This window comes from Arthrobacter sp. AG258 (assembly GCF_004364695.1).
Classification (GTDB): domain Bacteria; phylum Actinomycetota; class Actinomycetes; order Actinomycetales; family Micrococcaceae; genus Arthrobacter.
This window is the reverse complement of sequence record NZ_SOBI01000002.1, coordinates 118,580-133,669: the sequence shown is the minus strand read 5'-3', so window position 1 is coordinate 133,669 and position 15,090 is coordinate 118,580. Positions and strand designations below refer to the sequence as shown.

Here is a 15,090-nt window from a genome sequence, read left to right as displayed (position 1 = left end):
CCGCCATGTACACCGGACCCATCAGCAACGGCATGCTGCTCGGCATGACGCACAAGGGACGCAGCGCATTGATCCGCGAGCTCAGCCCGGACGTGCGCCGCAAGCTCGCACACATCGCCTCGCTCGGTGCCGAACAGGAGACCAGGAAAGCCGCAGAGCACTTCGACGCTGGCCGGCGTGTCTGGGCCGGTAACAGGCTCGACCACGCCCAGTCACTGAGCCGGCTCGCTGCTGAGCTCACGGGCGAGCCCGACGGCGTCTTCATCGTCGAACCCATCGACTCCGGATCCGTCGCGGCAGGCAACTGATCTCTCTCACTGGACCCCTGGCACCGAGCGCATCGCTCAGGGCCGGGGGTCCTGTCTTTCTCTTTCCGGAACAGCCAGCACAGCTGGCTCGGGCGTGCCCGTGGAGAAGCACGCCTGCCACCCCGGCCAGAGCGCCCGACGACCACTCCAGCAAGGAAACCCCACCATGAAGCGCACCCCCTCCGGATCTGTCTTCGGCGGCCTCATCGCCGCCGTGCTCTGTATCGTCACGCTGACCGGCTGCGAGGACCTGCCGAAGGCCCCCGGCGTCCCGGGTACGCCGTCCACCAGCATTGCGGCAGCCCAGGACCCGGGACAGGTGTCCTCTGGCAAACCGGCGAGCGTGGAGACCAAAGTCATCCGTGTCATCGACGGCGACACCGTCGCCGTGCTGCCGGTGGCCGGCCTGCTCGAGGCGACCGACAAGCATATCGGGATCCCCGAGCACACAGTCAGGCTCCTGGGCATCGACGCGCCCGAAATGAACTATCACAAGGATGCCGAGCCCGAGTGCGGCGCTAGGGCCGCCACTGATCATCTTGGCGGCATCCTGCCGCAGGGCATGCCAGTGACCATCGAGTACGACCCCGGGGCAGACAGAACTGACCGTTATGGCCGTTCTCTCGCCTACGTCATCACACCGGCCCACAACGATGCCGCGCGACAGCAGGTCACCGACGGCTACGCCATGCCCTGGTTCCCCAAGGGCGAGCCGGAGCCCCAGCGGATCCCCGAGTACCGCACGGCGGCTGACAACGCCGTGGCACTGCAAGCCGGTGCGCACTCACAGTGCTCCTCCATCGGCCGCGGCTGAGCTGCTGCACTTACAGACTACGAACCAGGAGAACCACATGCCCATCCCTACAGCACCCTCTGAGCTGGACGAACTCCAGGTCGGCGACAAGGTCCTCGTCAAGAGGGTCCTCGACCACCCCGCCTGGATGAAGCAGGTCCCGTGCGATCCCCGCAATGGCTCCACCGCGAAGTACGTCCGCGACCCGCAGGTCGTGGAGGAGCTGGGGGTGAGCTGCGTGATGGACCGCCGGGCGGTACCCGCGATCGCAGCTGCCGGCAACTGGCCAGGACGTGAGGCGCACACGCTGGTCCGCCTGCCCAACGGCTTCAGGTACGACTGCGCCACCGGCCTGCAGGACGGGTCCGGATCCACGCGCATCGAACGCATGCACTGAGCCTGAACAGAGCCCGGCACGGGGGAGAGCCCCTGGTGCCGGGCTCGTCTCTTTCCTGGCGGCTCGTCAGATCGGCACAGCCGATCCGGATCTGGACTCGAAGGAGACACCCGCTCTTTCCTGACCAGAAGGAGCAGCACGATGAGCCACGACGACCAGAAGTGCAGCCTGGCCCAGCTGGAGCGGGCGCTCGAGGTGCTCGACGGAAAGCTGAAGCGCCTGGGGCTGAACGCCCCGGTGCAGATCCGTGCGATCGGCGGCTTCGCGCTCATGAAGTACGGCATCCGTGCTGCGGACCGGGCATTCACCGTCGACATCGACAGCGTCACCGGCGATTTCGCGCCAGAGGTCATGGCGGCAATCCATGAGGTGGCCGACGAAATGAACCTGGAGCGCGACTGGATCAACAACGACAACGTGATGGACGGTGACGACGCTGAGCTCGTGGCCTCGATATACCAGGCGCGCTGGATCGACGACGACACAGCGTACGAGTGCATCAGGCTTCAGCTGGCCAGTGTCCCCACGCTGACCCGCGCCAAGATCATCGCCGCGGACACCGCGGAGTTCTCCGGCCGTGCACAGGACCTGCCGGATCTCCTGGAATTGCTCCGATTCCAGGGCATCACCACCGCTGCCCGGTTCGATGCTGCTTACCCGGATCCCTACGACGAATACCCCGCCGCCCGCGAGGCCGTGCACGAGCACTTCGCTGCGGACAGGACGTTCGCCTGAAGAAGACCCCACCGTCAGAGCGCGTGCTCCGGCGGTGGGGTCTCTTTTTTGTGTCCGTGGTTTACTGCTGGCCGGAATCTTCGGAGTTACCTCCGTCGTCGATGTCCTTCAGCCGCTGTTCCAGCCGGGTTGCGTGGGCCTCTTTGACTTTCCGGTAAACCTTGACGCCACCTGCAATGACCAGACCTGCAGCCGCCAAGACCCCCGCGGCGATCAGGTCCTCTGTACGCGCATCCTGCTTGCCTGCGTGGTAGCCCTTGCCATAGACCGCGCTTCCCGCCACGAATCTCTCCCTTTGTTGAATTTTGAACTCCGCCGAAAGCCTATCCCAGGGTGCGTGGAGGGGTTGTGACGATGCTGCGGATCATCCGCGTTTTGCCGGCGCGGGGTTGGAACCTTGTTGTTGTTCTTCTTCATCTTCGATTCTCAGGTGCAGCCAGCGGTGGTGACAGCGGAGCTGTCACGGAGGAGTCATCGACGAAGGACGGCCTGCAGTGCAGCGCCGTGCCCCACAGGATTCCGAGGAGAACCGCCATGAGCACCATCGCCGCACCCATGCAGGACGCGCTGCCATTCGACTTCGGCTCTGATGTGCTGGTCGTCAGCGCGCCCGTCTACGGCGAGCAGGCCCGCCAGGCCGACCGCGAGCTGTGCCAGCGCTACGTCACCGGATGGTGCGGCACGGCATTCACGGCGGACGGCACACGGGCAGAACGCGCCGAGACTACCTTCACGGATTTCCAGGCGGCCGCCCGCCGTCTGGCAGAGGGCTGAGGAACCAGCGCAGCTGATCCAGGTCCGGCATCGAACAAACGACTTCATCAAACAGGAGGGGATCACCGTGTCCACTGCCACCACTTCCGAGCCCGACCTCGACGCTGAAGCTCAACGCGTTGCCGCCGTCCACCGGCTCGCCACGAGCAAGGCCTTCTACCCGGAGCTGCGGCGTGCCGAGGCTCAGGCCCGGGTCCAGCTCGCCGCCGCCGTCATAGCAATGGACGAGGTCGAGGACCGCATCGCCGCCGGCGAGAAGATCCACTCACTCTACGAGCAGGCTGCAATCGAACGGGCCAAAGACGCCTACGCCCAGGCGCTGGCTGATCTCGTCCGCGGCGAGTCCAGCGTTGAGGCTGACCCGTTGACTTCCCAACCCATGAACCAGGAGCACTGATCACCATGTCCTTCCTCGAGAAGATCGGATTCGTCGAGACCGCCGAGCAGGAGGCCCAGCGCCTCGCGCAGTCGCCCGAGGGCTCGGCCAACCACGAACTGTCCAAGCTGCCGGTCACCATCGAGCAGTGGCCCCAGGACCTGCTCATCGAGCTGCCCTGGCACGCCACCGAGCGGGGCTCAGGCCACCGCGTCGTCGTGGTGCCCATCGAAAACCGCGGCGAGGCCCGCACCGAGGGCGAGGAAGAACCCCGTCCTCGCAAGCGCCACGCTGGTTGGTGGAACTGCGCGGTCGTCGCCAGCGACCACCCCAGCTACCCGGTCGGCGGTTACCGGCTGAGCATCCCCGCTGCCGAGCTCGCCCGCGGCAAGCGGATCGAGCTCTGAGAGAACACATCCCACGACGAAGGAGCGTGAACCACCATGCCTGACACGATGCAGACCACCGGCCGCCGCGAGCGGATCCTCCGGAGTGTCGGCAGGGCGCTCCTCGTCACGGGGATCGTGCTGAACGTCCTCGCCCTGCTGCCCGCGATCGCAGCCAGCGCCTGGACCGGCCACTGGACGGCGAGCGTGGTGCTCGTGGTCCTGTCCGGTGCTGTCTGGGCTGCTGGACTTCCGGGCCTGAAGACCTGGGCTGCCCGGCTACGCCGTCACAACGACACCCAGCCCAGCCAGCACCAATGACCAGTCGCCCTGCCTGATCCCACCAGAGCCCCGGCTCCTGCGCTCCGGCGCGGGGCCGGGGCTCTCACTCTGTCTCTGAGGCGGGTCCACGCGCTGCGGGGCAGCGCCTGGTGTTTTGCAACAGCAAGAGAACCATCCCGAACAAAGGAAGAGCCATGACCACCCTGACCACGACGCGTATCCCGCTCAAGCAAATGGACCCTGCGATGCTCGTGTTCGAACTCGAGCGGGAGATCCAACACCTCATGCCCGGCACCACGAACACGGAGCTCGTGACCCGCGCAGCTGCGACGGCCTCGTTCCTGCACCGGAAGCAGACCCGCTTCATCAGGGGAGACATGCCTCGCGTGCCGTACATCGAGCATCCGCTGCGCGTGGCGTTGCGCCTCCTGCGCTGGGGCGTCACCGACGCTGAACTGATTGCCGCAGCACTGCTGCATGATGTCGTCGAGGACTGCAGCAAAGAGCTGCTTGCTGCTTTCGGCCAGCCGGGTGAGGATCCCCTGGGCTGCCTGGCACGGCTGTACGGCCGGCGCGCCTCGGTGCTCGTTGGTGCGGTGACCACCCCTAACGGCAGCACCTCCTATGAGGAGCACCTCACGCGGCTTGCCAACTCCGGTTCCCGGGCGCTGCTCATCAAGGCCAGCGACCTGAAGGACAACGCCGGTTCGATCCGGCACCAGCTCGGCCACGGCCAGGATTCGCGCATGTACCGCATGCTCTTCAAGTACATGCCGGCCGTCGAGATCGTCGGAGCAGGTCTGCGCCGTTCGCTCTGCTGCCCTGCGACCCAGCAGTGCACCATGGCCGCCATCGCCGCGATGGAAGATCTCAGCCACGATCTCGCAGCCCTGTCGGCCGAGCATGGCATCGATTGACCATCCTGTTGACCTGGATCACCAGCACCGCAAAGACCTCCCTGGCGCAGCATCAGCTGCCGCCGGGGAGGTCTCTTTTTCGCCCGCGCTGTGCCTGCCGGGCGCTACGGCATGTTGTCCACCGGCAGCAAAGAGATGCCGATGAGGTCCACAGCTCCGGTGAGGACTCCGCCGAGCAGGAACACCAGCCCGGAGACCACCATCACGAGCACGGCGAAGACTACAGGTCGGTCCTCGTGCAGCTGCTGGAGCCGTGCGACGATGCCCGAGGGCTTCTCATAGGTCTGACGCTGGTCCTTCTTGGGTCCGTCGTGGGTCTCGTCGTGGTCGGTCATGGTATTGATCCCTCCTGGGGTGGGCTGTGGTCTGTTGTTGGTCGATCAGTGGTCTCTTTCGGGGCTTCCTGTGGTACCGCTCAGCACTGTGAGCGGTACCACAGGAAGCAGTACGCGATCGGCAGCCTGCACGCATCATCTCGATGCCGACCGCAAGCCTCTCGGGACCGGGCCACGAATGCATGATCGTCACGCCGCGGCCTTGCTGCGCTTGCCCTCGGGCTTCTGGACCTCGACGGCCTTCGCCGCCAGGTACAGGCCCTCGCGGTTCAGGTGGCGCGAGTACGCGGCGTCGAGGTAGAGCACCGGGATGCCGCCGGCGGCCTTCTGCAGGACAGTGCGCAGGATCTCCTTGATCGGGCCCGAACCGCCGCCGTAGACGTACACCACCTCGGTGGTGCCGCCGACCTCGGCGAGGACGTCCTCGAAGCGTGCGCCGATCTCCTCGGCCAGGTACTCGGCCTCCTCGTCGACGTAGCCCTTGGCGCGGTCAAACCTGCCCTGGAGGAATACGCTGGGCTCCTGCTGCAGGAAGTCGGCCAGCGCCTTGCGGTTCTTGAACCTCAGGTCCTTGTCTCCGCTGGTGCTCATGCGGTCCAGCGCGTTCGTCAGCGCGGTGCCGTAGCCCTGGTCCAGCGTGCTGGCCGCTTCGGAGTTGAACGCGCCGTCGGTGAAGACGGGGAAGTTCACGGTGCCCTCGCCGACGTCGACGCCGACGGTGTTGCGCACACCGACCAGCAGCTCGGCGGTGACACCCTGCAGGCGCGCGGCCTCCTCGGGGTCCGAGGCCCGAAGATCGTCCAGCAGAGCCTGCGCCAGCGGCGCGCCCTTGTCGGTGATCGCGAACTGCGCGGACGCGCCCTCGGGCAGGACCTGCACATCCTCGAACTGCAGGCGCACGGTGACCGGCGTGGAGAAGTTCTTCACGGTCACCAGGTGCACCGTGGGGTCGGCCGCGCCCAGGAGTCCCGCGAACTGGGCAGCATAGGCGCTGCGGCGCTGCACGTACTCGGCAATCGGCAGAGCCAGGCCTGCGCGCACCGTGGCGCGCAGCTCGCGGTCCGGCAGCGCGCCGTGCTCGCGGACATAGTCGCGCAGGGCCTTGGCGGCGAAGACGCCCAGGACGAGCACCGAGCTCAGTTCCTGGTCGGCCTTCGAGCGGGATCCGACGACCTCGAACTGCGTGAACTTCGACCCAGGGGTGCTCAGTGCCGCGCGGCCGAAGGTGCGCAGGTCCGAGTGCCCGATCAGGGGAGTGGTGAACGAGGCGGCGACGCGGTTGTAGAAGTCGTCCTCCACCACGATCTTGAAGGCATCCGAGTCAGCCTCGGGCACCTTGGGCGTGGAGCGCGAGGTGCTCACCACGGCAGAAGGAAGGTCGATCGTGTCAAAGACCTCCTTGCCGTGGACCTCGCCGCGGATGACGCCCTTGACGTATCCGTTGCCGACGTCGATGCCGCCGGTGAGCTGGATGGTCTTCTCGGCGGTGCGGGTGTTGCTCATGGTTGTGTCCCTCTCGGTCAGGAAGTCGGTGTCTCAGGAAGTGCGGTGCGGATCAGCGGGTGAGGAAGGCGTCCAGCCCCGAAGGGACAGAAGGCTCCTCGGCGGGAACAGGGTGGGGCTCGCGGACAGGAGGCGTGGGCGGCGGCTGAACAGCCTGGGCTGCCTCGACGCGCTGCACGGGCTCTGAAGAAACAGCAACAGGCACGGCAGCCTCGTCACGGCCTTCGCGACTCTCGTGCTGGCTTTCACTCCCGTCACGGCCGTCATCGCCGCGTTCCTCTCCTTCATGGGCCTCGCTGCGCCCAGGGTCCTGCTCGCCCTGCGGCGGGCGGCCGCGCCGGGGAAGATGCTCAACGGGACGGTTGACCACGTCGATGTAGCCGTCGCGCTGGATGGACTCGCGGATCAGCAGCTGGAGCGAGCGCGAGATGTCGTACTGCTCGTCCAGCCACCGGTTCGTCGACTCGTCGGCCCGCGGGACGCTCCAGCGCAGACGGCGTGGCTCGGCCTTATCGGTCATTGCGAGCACCCCCTTGCGCCCTCGTGCTGATGGACACTGTCCTCGGTCATCGCGGCCCCCTCTCATGCGCGGTCCCCGAGGCGCTACTGCCAGTCGGGGACCTTTCGACTCATTTATCAGTCATCATTCTACTGGTCTTTCAATGGTCTCTGCAAGGACCACGCCAAGACCAGCAAAAGGCCGCCAGCAGATCAGGCCTGCATCACCGTGAGCGACCCCTGGCCGCGGCGGGACCCGTGGGAGCCGCCGGCAGGACCCGCAGAAGGCCACGGGTCTGCCGGGGAACCAGAAGACACAGGACTCATCAAGGGCTCACCCGGGACCGGCACGCGGTCCGCTGCGGACCAGCAGAAGACCTCGATCAGGCCACGGCACATTGGAGGGCGCTCGGTGGTTCCACACAAAGCACAGAAGCGCCCTCGAAGAGACCAGCAACAGTCCACCGTCGCGAGCCGGACCAGAGCAGACCTGTAAGAGACCATCATGGGACCAGCAGTACGCCCGAAGCGGCCCCAAGGAGTGCCATCCGGAACTCAATGGGGCCTGAATGGCCTTTCTGGACTCTCTCGGGTCTTTTATGGGTCTGGTCTGTGTCCCTGTCTGGCCATGCCGGTGCAATGATCTGTCCACTCCGGGACCAGAAGGGGTCCAGCGATGCGGGCCCGGACCGGTACCTGGAACACCCGCCTGCGACACCTCTAGGCAGTCCTGGAGCAAGCGGAGGAGCTATCGGAGCAGGGTGGAGCAGCTGTGGTTGCGCCTGTGGCGTCACCGACCCGCCCGGGGGCCGCAAGGAGAGCGGAGGGAAAAGGCGAACCGGGTAGTAGGGCCCCGCATGGAGCGAAAGGGCAAAAACTCCGCTTCCTTCCGTGCCTCACGGGCGGTGGGGTCCAGAAGGTGAGAACCCGCGAGGCTCTCCAGGAAGCTGCACCTGGTGGGAGACCCGGGCGGCTCCGTGACGCTGGGAAGCGGGGGCTCCCGTTGGATCTGGGAGGCTTCATGCTTCCCGGGAAAGCTCCTCTTCTGATGCGTCCACGAGGGGCAGGCCGGGCGGTGGCCGTCGAGGACTCGCTGTCGCTCATCCGGGGGTGCAGCTGCCACCAGGAGGGGCAGCCGGCCGGCCCGGAACGGACCCCGGCAAGGAAGCGGTGTGGGCCCGCCTCGGACGCGGTGCGACAGATGCTGGCGCGACCGCGAAACAGAGCCGGAGTGAGCACCCGCACACGGGTGCGACGAGCGCACCGACAGATCAGTGCAGTGCTGTGACAGCAGAGTTTTCCACAGCCTGACGCGACAGGTCGCGGGGAGTGGTGGACCGCTGCGCTCCGGGTCTGATGCGCCTGCGGCAGCAGGATGCACCAGGGGGTGCGGACCGGGCTGCGCCCGACGTCGCTGACGCTACGTGTGAGGACCCGTACGCGTACCCGCTCGTGCCTCGCGGTGGTGCGGAAGATGCATCCGTACGGCGTTGCAGCGGACGGCAAAAGGGCTGTACACCCAAAAGCCCGTAAATCCAGCGGAAACGACATGACCCGTACACCCGCTGCGCGGATGGAGAGGGGGTGTACGGGTCAAGGGTGTACGGGGCGTTTCCCCTGATATTCCAGGCTTCCGCTAACGCTCCAGCCGTGGAATGGCGAAATGGCGGCAAGAGAGGAAAAGGGCATAAGGGAACCTGGCAACAGCGGTCCTGCGGACCCTCCGCTTCGCTTCGGTCTCTCGCTGCGCTTCGAGACGCTGTTGGTCGGCATAGCCGACAGGTTCCACCGCTCGCTTCGCTCGCCGGTCCGTCAGTCGCTGCGCTCCCTCCGGCTATGCCCAGCGCTGCGCTTGAGTGGAGGACGCCCCCGCCTGCCCCGCCGCATTTATCCACAGGTGGACGACGCAGCAAAGGGTGCAGCCAGGCGGTGGATCACCTGGCGCTGCGCACCAGGTTTGTCCGAGGAGGACGGCCCGTCGGCCGGCCCGCTGCGCGGCCCAGTCGGAGCAGTTCCCGACACGGTTCACCAGAAGGCCGTCAGGCCAGCGGAGCTGGCACGGGAGCTGGACCGTACATCGAGTCTCCGCGGACCCCTGGCGGGACCTGCACTCGATGCCCGACACCTACATCCCGAGAAACAGAAGAGGCATCGTCATGACACACGCCCGGAAGGCATCCAGGTCCGCACGCCGGCCACAGCCGCAGCTCTCGCCCTACGACACCGGAGCCAGGTGCGAGGCCGGGCCGTGGATCCCCCACGGAGAGCGAGTCACTGAGGCGACTCCGGCGGAGAGCTTTGGCAAGGTCGACTTCGACGATGAAGAGAGCGGCACGGTCGGCGTCGCCTACCTCCAGCGCGACAAGGACGGTGGATACACCCTTCACGTCGCACCGCTCAGCGAGGACCGGAAGGTCCGGGTGGCAATCCATTACGAACGCGGCGCTGCCAGGGTCAACAGTGCCCAGGCGTCGGCAGCTGCCGCGTAGTGACCAGCCGACTGAGAAGAAACACCGGGAATCATTCCGGAAAACATTGCGGCGAAAGAGGACGCGAATGATGCAGCGACAGACGAGTATCACAATCCGGACTGCCACCGCGGCGGCCCCGGCGGGATCTATGCCGATGACCAAGATGACCAGCCGGGAGGCATCGCGATGACCAGTGGATTCAGCCATGCGCTGCTCGTGACCGGTTCCCGGACCTGGGACGCCGCGGAGGCCATGAAGGCGGCTTTGAACGAGGCCTGGAGAGCCTGGGGACCGTCTGCGGTCGCCCGACCCGTGCTCCTCTCAGGGCACTGTCCCAAGGGTGCTGACGCCATGGCCGAGCGGCTGTGGCGGGCTGCCGGCTTCGAAGTAATTGAGTTCCCGGGCGACTGGAGCGCTGAGCCCAAGGCGGCGGGCTTCACCCGGAACCAACGGATGGTCGATGCCCTCGTCGCCATGCGCGCCGGGGGAGCGCAGGTCCGTGTCGCCGCCTTCCTGGACCTTTGCAGCCAGTGCGACCAACGCACCGGCCAGCAGCAGCTGATGCCCGGAACGCCAGGGCACTTCTCACATGGCACCGTGCACGCCCGTTCCCGCGCCCTGGCTGCAAGCATCGAGGTCGAAGACATCATCCACCCGCGCCTGCCTCCGTTCTGACAAGTGCACACCCCGGACATGACAACAGCCCTGCAGCTGGTGCTGCAGGGCTGTTGATCCTTGATTCGAATAGGTGGCCGGAAATCTCTCCGGTATGGCCCGAAAGACTGCGGAAAAGGTGGGCTAGAGAGTCCGCTCGATGCCGTGTGCCTCATCGTGGGCCTTCATGACAGCTTTCGGAATGCGACCGAACTCGGGCACTTCATGACCGTTCTCGCGCGCCCACTTACGGATCTCCTCGCGTTCCTCGGGCGTCGTCTCGGGCACGAGTCGCTTCTTCTCGCCCTTCTTAGTGGCCTTTCGACCCTTACTGATGTATTCCTTGAGATTCTTCTCAAGCTCTTTGCGCTCTTCGTCGGTCAGGTCTATCTCGAACCAGGTGTCGCCCAGTCCGAAGGTGACTGTGGCAGCATCCGGCTTGCCACTGATGTCCGACTCCACAATATTTCGAATAGCCATGTCTTGAATGGTAGACGATCCGAACCACCTTAGAGAAGTCTTTGGGCACGCCAGAACGACAGATCTTTCGAATGCCTTCATCATAGGCCGAAAACGCTGCTATTCCAGCATAATCCACCTGACACACTGCTAAAATCACACTGCCAGCGGGTGCCTTTCCCCACCCCTGTAAACCGACCATTCGACACGATCGAGAGGCCCCCCGCCATGACCATTCTCCAGACCGTCGACGACCATCCACTGACGGACGACGGCGTCGACCTGTTCGCCCTGATGTGCCAGCGCCGCGGCTGGACCGACGAGTACCTCCGCGAGATCGAATCAGCTGAACACGACGAGCTCCTGGGCCTGGCCGAGATGGTCGAGGCCCTGGAAGACGCCCGGGCCGCCGGCCACAAGGTCACCATCGCCCCTGACTTCGACATGGACGGGATCTCCTCCGGTGTGCTCGGCTACGCCGGACTGTCAGAGCTCGGCTTCGACGTCGAGCTGCACGTGCCCGACTACCGCCGCGGCCACGACCTCACGCCCGAGGACATCGCAGAGATCGCAGCGACGTGGCCGGACACCAAGGTCCTGCTGACCTGCGACGGGGGAGTGAACTCCCACCGCGGGATCGCCGCCGCCCGGGCTCTGGGATGGAAGACCCTGGTCACCGACCACCACGAGGAGCTCGAACCCGGTTCGAGCGCCGACGTCACCGTCGACCCCTGTCGGATGGACGAGACCTACGCCAACACCGGCATCTGCGGCGCGCACGTGCTCTACCAGGTGTTGGAGGCCTATGCCCGCGTCCACCGGCCGGAGAAGCTCTGGGAGATCCGCCTGCTGCGCCTGTTCGCCGGCCTGGGCACCGTCTCCGACGTCATGCCCGTGCTGTACGAGAACCGGCAGCTGGTGCGCGACTCGCTGTCCATCGCACGGCTGCTGTACGCGCCCGCGCCGCGCACGGTCCCGACCCCCTGGGGCTTCGACCCGGACCCCGAGGCGATCGACGTCGGGCGGTCGACGCTGATGCAGCTGCTGCGCGTCGACCCGCACCACCCGGCCTTCGTCCGGGCCTTCGAGGGCTTCGCGGTCCTGCTGAAGGCCTTCGGCCAGGCAGGCAAGGTCCGCGACATCGACAGCATCGACGAGGGCTTCTACGGGTTCTACCTCGCGCCGGCGATGAACTCCCCGCGCCGCACGGGCGACCCGCTCGCACCGTGCTTCGGCGTGTTCACCGCGCCTGACCAGGACTTGATGCTCGAGGCGGCACACCAGGTCATCGCGACCAACGAGAGCCGCAAGGAGCTTGTCGAGGTCCACACCCAGGAGCTCGAGGAGGGTGATCAGCCGCTGGCCCCTTGGGTCTACTTCTCCGAGGCCTACCCGGGCATGTACGGTCTGCTCGCCAACCGGCTGATGGAGCGCCACGGCCACCCGGTCGTCGTGCTCAACCGTCCCGCCGGGCCGGATGACTACGTCGGGGGCTCCGGCCGGGCACCGTCGTGGTTCGGCATCATCGACACACTCGAGCACCAGGACGGCATGCGCGCCATCGGCCACCAGCAGGCCTGCGGCGTCAAGGTCGACCGGGCGGAACTGCTCGACGGTCTGGTCGAAGCATTGCGGGAGGCCACGCAGGTTGCCCTGCTGGCTGTCGTCCAGGATGAGCGCCGTGCCGACCTGGTCCTGGGCCCGGACCGGGACTGCGATGCTGGCCTGGACGACCTGGAGCCTCTGGTCGGCTTCGTCCGGCGTGTGGAAGCGCTGCGGCCCTTCGGCCACGGCTTCGTCGAGCCGGTGGTCGAAATCGCTGTCGAGCCACTCGGGCTGCGGGTGGACCGGATCGGTTCCGATACTGACTGCGGCCATGAGCGCACCGACGCCAACCTGATGACCAACGCCCGCGGCTACCGCGTGTGCCGCCTGTGCAAGAAGCACCTGCGGCTGGTCACCAGGTCCGGGCTGTCCTGCCTGTGGTGGAACGTCGCCGAGGAGAAGGAGCCGGAGATTTCGGCTCTGACGCGGTCGGCCAGCCGCACCGAGGTCGGAACGCTGCGTTTCATCGCGAAGCTGCAGCTGAACACCTTCCGCGGCGAGACCCGCGTCCAGGCCGTCATCGAAGAGCGGATCCCTGCGTCTGTCTGACCACGGAAAGGAGGCGGGGATGCCCGCTCCACCCATCAAGTCCCGGCTCGTCTCCATCGCGTGGTGTGTCCTCGTGCCCCTCGGCGTGCTCGCCGCCTACCTGGGACTTGGCCTTGCCGTAGTTTCCGTGGTCGGCGAGCCCGTCCTGGGTACGGCGGTGCTCGGAGGCCTGGTGGCGCTGCTCGTCAGCGCTGCCAGGCTCTTCCGGCCCCGGTGGTTCGCCAACGCGCCAACGGTCCGACCGATGTCCGGAACACCGCGCTTTACCCGAACGGTGCTTGGGTGCCTGGCTCTGGCGTTCTTCGCCGGCCAGTCCCTGGCCTTGTGGCTCTATACCCTTAGCGGCTCGGCGGGATTCGATGAATCGACCCGAGCCAAGACAGACGCCGGTCCCGTCGTGGCCCTCCTGCTCGCACTGGTGGCAGCGCCGGTGGCCGAGGAGATGCTTTTCCGCGGCCTGCTCTACCCGCTGCTGCGGCGCAGGGTCGGCATCGTCGCGGCGGTGCTCGTCACCGCCGCGGGCTTCAGCCTGCTGCACGCCAACGTCGTCCAGTTTGCTGCCACGCTGCCCCTGGCGGTGCTGCTGGCGCTGGTCTACGAACGCACCCGCGTCCTGTGGCCGTGCGTGCTGCTCCACCTGGCCTTCAACCTCGCGGCCGTCCTTGTCCCCGCCCAGCTGCTGGGCGCACTGGCGAACCCCGTCTCAGCGCTGCTGATGACCGCGGCGTTCCTCGCGTGCGCCCTGGCGGTGTACCGCATGGCGGCACCCGCGTGCGGGCCTGCACAAGACGACAGGGAGGCCGGCGGGGAAGAATGCAGGGAAAGCGAGCCACAGGCCGCATAGCGGCCGGGCTCAACGTGCAGGACTGACGCTGGTGCCCTCCGGGCGACCTTTCGGCCGTGGGCCGACGGTCGCTCCGGAGGGCCTGCTCTCGGGTGACCGGGGTGATCCGGTCACCGGGGGATTGGCTGAAGGATTTTCGTCAGCCAGACCTGAGAGGAGGGGGATCCACCATGGCCGTCGTCAACAAGTGCGCGTATGACGCGCAAGGCCGGCTCGTGCGCCCCAGCGGCAGCGAAGTGCGCCGCGCGCGGTTCGCCAGCGACTTAGACACCGGTGAGAGGCCGACCTTCGATCGAGGGTCCATGCACTTCTTCACCATGAGCACCAGCGGCGGCACGGCGGAGCAGGCGCGCGAACGCGCCCGCGAGATGCTCGCCCGCTTCTTCGAACGCGCCGAGTCCGTCGCTGGCTTCCGCAAGCTCGAGATGCGCCGGAGGCAGGGTGTGATGCCCTGCAACCGCAACGTCTCCATCACCTACGAGATCCTGTACGCCGTCGAGGACGGCCACCGGGTCCGTGCCCACATACCCGAGTCCCCCAATGCGGGATACCGGCGAGGCCGCAGCGCGGCCGCCTTCTAGGCGGCCGGCGCACCCTGGGCCTCGCACCAGCGTGAGCGCGCAGAAAGGCCGGAGAGCTCCCTTCCCACGGGGATGCTTCTCCGGCCTTTCTGTTTTCACGTTCCTGTGACAACAACGCCTGGTGACGGTTCCTGGCCCTAACACCAATGCCCACTCTATCAGTGTCGATTCATCATGTGCAATGCAGTTGGCATCCCATTCCGGCGGCCATTCGAAGGTCTGTCTCGGAATCACTCGGAATCACTCGGAAGCCCGGTCGACCAGGACGCCGGACCCATCGCGGTCGCTCCCGTCAGGGCCGTCAGGGCCTGATGCTCCGCTGCACGGGAGGACGCAGCGCCGAGGTGTACCACGTGTCGTGGTACACCTCCCGATCCCAGTGCTGGCCTGCTCAAACGGCGGGTCAGGCGACCGCGGCCGAGGGAGTCTGTACCACGTGCCCGAGCGGACGTGGTACGCCGTTTTGCCTTGGTAGATCAGCGTTTTCGGCAGGTGTACCACGAGTACCACCAGATTCCGAGCGTTTACATATGTGCGCGAAGGACGCCTCCGATCGGTCATCCAGCCAGTAAGAGCTCTTATCCCCATGCGCGTATATCTAGTCTTTATTTAGTGGTACAAGT

General features: G+C 66.4%; 19 protein-coding genes. 14 read left to right on the top strand and 5 right to left on the bottom strand.

All coding sequences use genetic code 11. From position 1 onward, the window contains the following. The first annotated feature begins 5 nt into the window (after positions 1-5). From DFO47_RS03905 to DFO47_RS03890, 4 genes are all read left to right on the top strand, one after another. Positions 6-308, top strand: coding sequence for a hypothetical protein (locus DFO47_RS03905; RefSeq protein WP_056387614.1), 303 nt, complete (start codon positions 6-8; stop codon positions 306-308). A 166-nt stretch (positions 309-474) separates the two neighbouring features. Beyond that, entirely contained in the window at positions 475-1,122 is a 648-nt protein-coding gene (locus tag DFO47_RS03900) for a thermonuclease family protein (RefSeq protein WP_133830780.1), read from the top strand. Between the two features lie 37 nt (positions 1,123-1,159). Beyond that, positions 1,160-1,498, top strand: a complete 339-nt coding sequence (locus DFO47_RS03895) for a hypothetical protein (RefSeq protein WP_133830779.1) — start codon at positions 1,160-1,162, stop codon at positions 1,496-1,498. Between the two features lie 141 nt (positions 1,499-1,639). Next, positions 1,640-2,233, top strand: coding sequence for a hypothetical protein (locus tag DFO47_RS03890; protein WP_133830778.1), 594 nt, complete (start codon positions 1,640-1,642; stop codon positions 2,231-2,233). A 61-nt stretch (positions 2,234-2,294) separates the two neighbouring features. Here the strand turns inward: DFO47_RS03890 and DFO47_RS03885 are convergent, their stop codons facing one another. Beyond that, positions 2,295-2,516: a hypothetical protein gene (locus DFO47_RS03885; protein WP_056387604.1), complete on the bottom strand. Its 222-nt coding sequence runs from the start codon at positions 2,514-2,516 to the stop codon at positions 2,295-2,297. Positions 2,517-2,767: 251 nt separating this feature from the next. On the opposite strand from DFO47_RS03885, the gene DFO47_RS03880 reads away from it, so the two are divergent. The 5 genes from DFO47_RS03880 (at position 2,768) to DFO47_RS03860 (ending at position 4,968) form a co-directional block, all read left to right on the top strand. Continuing rightward, a complete protein-coding gene (locus tag DFO47_RS03880; RefSeq protein WP_133830777.1) occupies positions 2,768-3,007 on the top strand; it encodes a hypothetical protein in 240 nt (79 codons plus the stop codon). A gap of 67 nt (positions 3,008-3,074) precedes the next feature. After that, positions 3,075-3,404 carry a hypothetical protein gene (locus DFO47_RS03875; protein WP_133830776.1) on the top strand — a complete coding sequence of 110 codons (330 nt, stop codon included), beginning with the start codon at positions 3,075-3,077 and terminating at the stop codon, positions 3,402-3,404. A gap of 5 nt (positions 3,405-3,409) precedes the next feature. Next, entirely contained in the window at positions 3,410-3,790 is a 381-nt protein-coding gene (locus DFO47_RS03870; protein ID WP_133830775.1) for a hypothetical protein, read from the top strand. A 36-nt stretch (positions 3,791-3,826) separates the two neighbouring features. Next, a complete protein-coding gene (locus DFO47_RS03865; RefSeq protein WP_056387596.1) occupies positions 3,827-4,090 on the top strand; it encodes a hypothetical protein in 264 nt (87 codons plus the stop codon). 155 nt (positions 4,091-4,245) lie between these two features. Further along, positions 4,246-4,968, top strand: coding sequence for an HD domain-containing protein (locus DFO47_RS03860; RefSeq protein ID WP_133830774.1), 723 nt, complete (start codon positions 4,246-4,248; stop codon positions 4,966-4,968). A gap of 104 nt (positions 4,969-5,072) precedes the next feature. Here the strand turns inward: DFO47_RS03860 and DFO47_RS03855 are convergent, their stop codons facing one another. The 3 genes from DFO47_RS03855 to DFO47_RS03845 form a co-directional block, all read right to left on the bottom strand. Beyond that, complete coding sequence (locus tag DFO47_RS03855) at positions 5,073-5,303, bottom strand: hypothetical protein (RefSeq protein ID WP_133830773.1); 231 nt, start codon at positions 5,301-5,303, stop codon at positions 5,073-5,075. Between the two features lie 189 nt (positions 5,304-5,492). After that, the gene (locus DFO47_RS03850) at positions 5,493-6,806 is read right to left on the bottom strand and encodes a hypothetical protein (RefSeq protein WP_133830772.1); all 1,314 of its coding nucleotides are present in this window, start codon (positions 6,804-6,806) and stop codon (positions 5,493-5,495) included. A gap of 52 nt (positions 6,807-6,858) precedes the next feature. Continuing rightward, positions 6,859-7,326 carry a hypothetical protein gene (locus DFO47_RS03845; protein ID WP_133830771.1) on the bottom strand — a complete coding sequence of 156 codons (468 nt, stop codon included), beginning with the start codon at positions 7,324-7,326 and terminating at the stop codon, positions 6,859-6,861. Between the two features lie 2,134 nt (positions 7,327-9,460). Here DFO47_RS03845 and DFO47_RS03840 point away from each other — a divergent pair. Both DFO47_RS03840 and DFO47_RS03835 read left to right on the top strand, forming a co-directional pair. Then, a complete protein-coding gene (locus DFO47_RS03840; protein WP_133830770.1) occupies positions 9,461-9,793 on the top strand; it encodes a hypothetical protein in 333 nt (110 codons plus the stop codon). 168 nt (positions 9,794-9,961) lie between these two features. Next, complete coding sequence (locus DFO47_RS03835) at positions 9,962-10,450, top strand: SLOG family protein (RefSeq protein WP_133830769.1); 489 nt, start codon at positions 9,962-9,964, stop codon at positions 10,448-10,450. 123 nt (positions 10,451-10,573) lie between these two features. On the opposite strand, the gene DFO47_RS03830 is transcribed toward DFO47_RS03835, so the two are convergent. Next, on the bottom strand, positions 10,574-10,909 hold the full coding sequence (locus DFO47_RS03830) for an Lsr2 family protein (protein WP_056387574.1): 336 nt from the start codon (positions 10,907-10,909) through the stop codon (positions 10,574-10,576). Between the two features lie 207 nt (positions 10,910-11,116). On the opposite strand from DFO47_RS03830, the gene DFO47_RS03825 reads away from it, so the two are divergent. The 3 genes from DFO47_RS03825 to DFO47_RS03815 all read left to right on the top strand — a co-directional run bounded on the left by DFO47_RS03825 (position 11,117) and on the right by DFO47_RS03815 (position 14,467). Beyond that, positions 11,117-13,042: a DHH family phosphoesterase gene (locus DFO47_RS03825; protein ID WP_133830768.1), complete on the top strand. Its 1,926-nt coding sequence runs from the start codon at positions 11,117-11,119 to the stop codon at positions 13,040-13,042. 19 nt (positions 13,043-13,061) lie between these two features. After that, positions 13,062-13,886: a type II CAAX endopeptidase family protein gene (locus tag DFO47_RS03820; protein ID WP_133830767.1), complete on the top strand. Its 825-nt coding sequence runs from the start codon at positions 13,062-13,064 to the stop codon at positions 13,884-13,886. Between the two features lie 170 nt (positions 13,887-14,056). Further along, a complete protein-coding gene (locus DFO47_RS03815) occupies positions 14,057-14,467 on the top strand; it encodes a hypothetical protein (RefSeq protein WP_133830766.1) in 411 nt (136 codons plus the stop codon). Positions 14,468-15,090: the final 623 nt, after the last annotated feature.

Bases quoted from the DNA above. Each gene is read 5' to 3' on its own strand.
- DFO47_RS03865 (WP_056387596.1), top strand. From the start codon at position 3,827: ATGCCTGACACGATGCAGACCACCGGCCGCCGCGAGCGGATCCTCCGG.
- DFO47_RS03840 (WP_133830770.1), top strand. From the start codon at position 9,461: ATGACACACGCCCGGAAGGCATCCAGGTCCGCACGCCGGCCACAGCCG.
- DFO47_RS03835 (WP_133830769.1), top strand. From the start codon at position 9,962: ATGACCAGTGGATTCAGCCATGCGCTGCTCGTGACCGGTTCCCGGACC.
- DFO47_RS03880 (WP_133830777.1), top strand. From the start codon at position 2,768: ATGAGCACCATCGCCGCACCCATGCAGGACGCGCTGCCATTCGACTTC.
- DFO47_RS03890 (WP_133830778.1), top strand. From the start codon at position 1,640: ATGAGCCACGACGACCAGAAGTGCAGCCTGGCCCAGCTGGAGCGGGCG.
- DFO47_RS03815 (WP_133830766.1), top strand. From the start codon at position 14,057: ATGGCCGTCGTCAACAAGTGCGCGTATGACGCGCAAGGCCGGCTCGTG.
- DFO47_RS03905 (WP_056387614.1), top strand. From the start codon at position 6: ATGTACACCGGACCCATCAGCAACGGCATGCTGCTCGGCATGACGCAC.
- DFO47_RS03820 (WP_133830767.1), top strand. From the start codon at position 13,062: ATGCCCGCTCCACCCATCAAGTCCCGGCTCGTCTCCATCGCGTGGTGT.
- DFO47_RS03855 (WP_133830773.1), bottom strand. From the start codon at position 5,303: ATGACCGACCACGACGAGACCCACGACGGACCCAAGAAGGACCAGCGT.
- DFO47_RS03895 (WP_133830779.1), top strand. From the start codon at position 1,160: ATGCCCATCCCTACAGCACCCTCTGAGCTGGACGAACTCCAGGTCGGC.
- DFO47_RS03845 (WP_133830771.1), bottom strand. From the start codon at position 7,326: ATGACCGATAAGGCCGAGCCACGCCGTCTGCGCTGGAGCGTCCCGCGG.
- DFO47_RS03870 (WP_133830775.1), top strand. From the start codon at position 3,410: ATGTCCTTCCTCGAGAAGATCGGATTCGTCGAGACCGCCGAGCAGGAG.
- DFO47_RS03825 (WP_133830768.1), top strand. From the start codon at position 11,117: ATGACCATTCTCCAGACCGTCGACGACCATCCACTGACGGACGACGGC.
- DFO47_RS03850 (WP_133830772.1), bottom strand. From the start codon at position 6,806: ATGAGCAACACCCGCACCGCCGAGAAGACCATCCAGCTCACCGGCGGC.
- DFO47_RS03860 (WP_133830774.1), top strand. From the start codon at position 4,246: ATGACCACCCTGACCACGACGCGTATCCCGCTCAAGCAAATGGACCCT.
- DFO47_RS03900 (WP_133830780.1), top strand. From the start codon at position 475: ATGAAGCGCACCCCCTCCGGATCTGTCTTCGGCGGCCTCATCGCCGCC.
- DFO47_RS03830 (WP_056387574.1), bottom strand. From the start codon at position 10,909: ATGGCTATTCGAAATATTGTGGAGTCGGACATCAGTGGCAAGCCGGAT.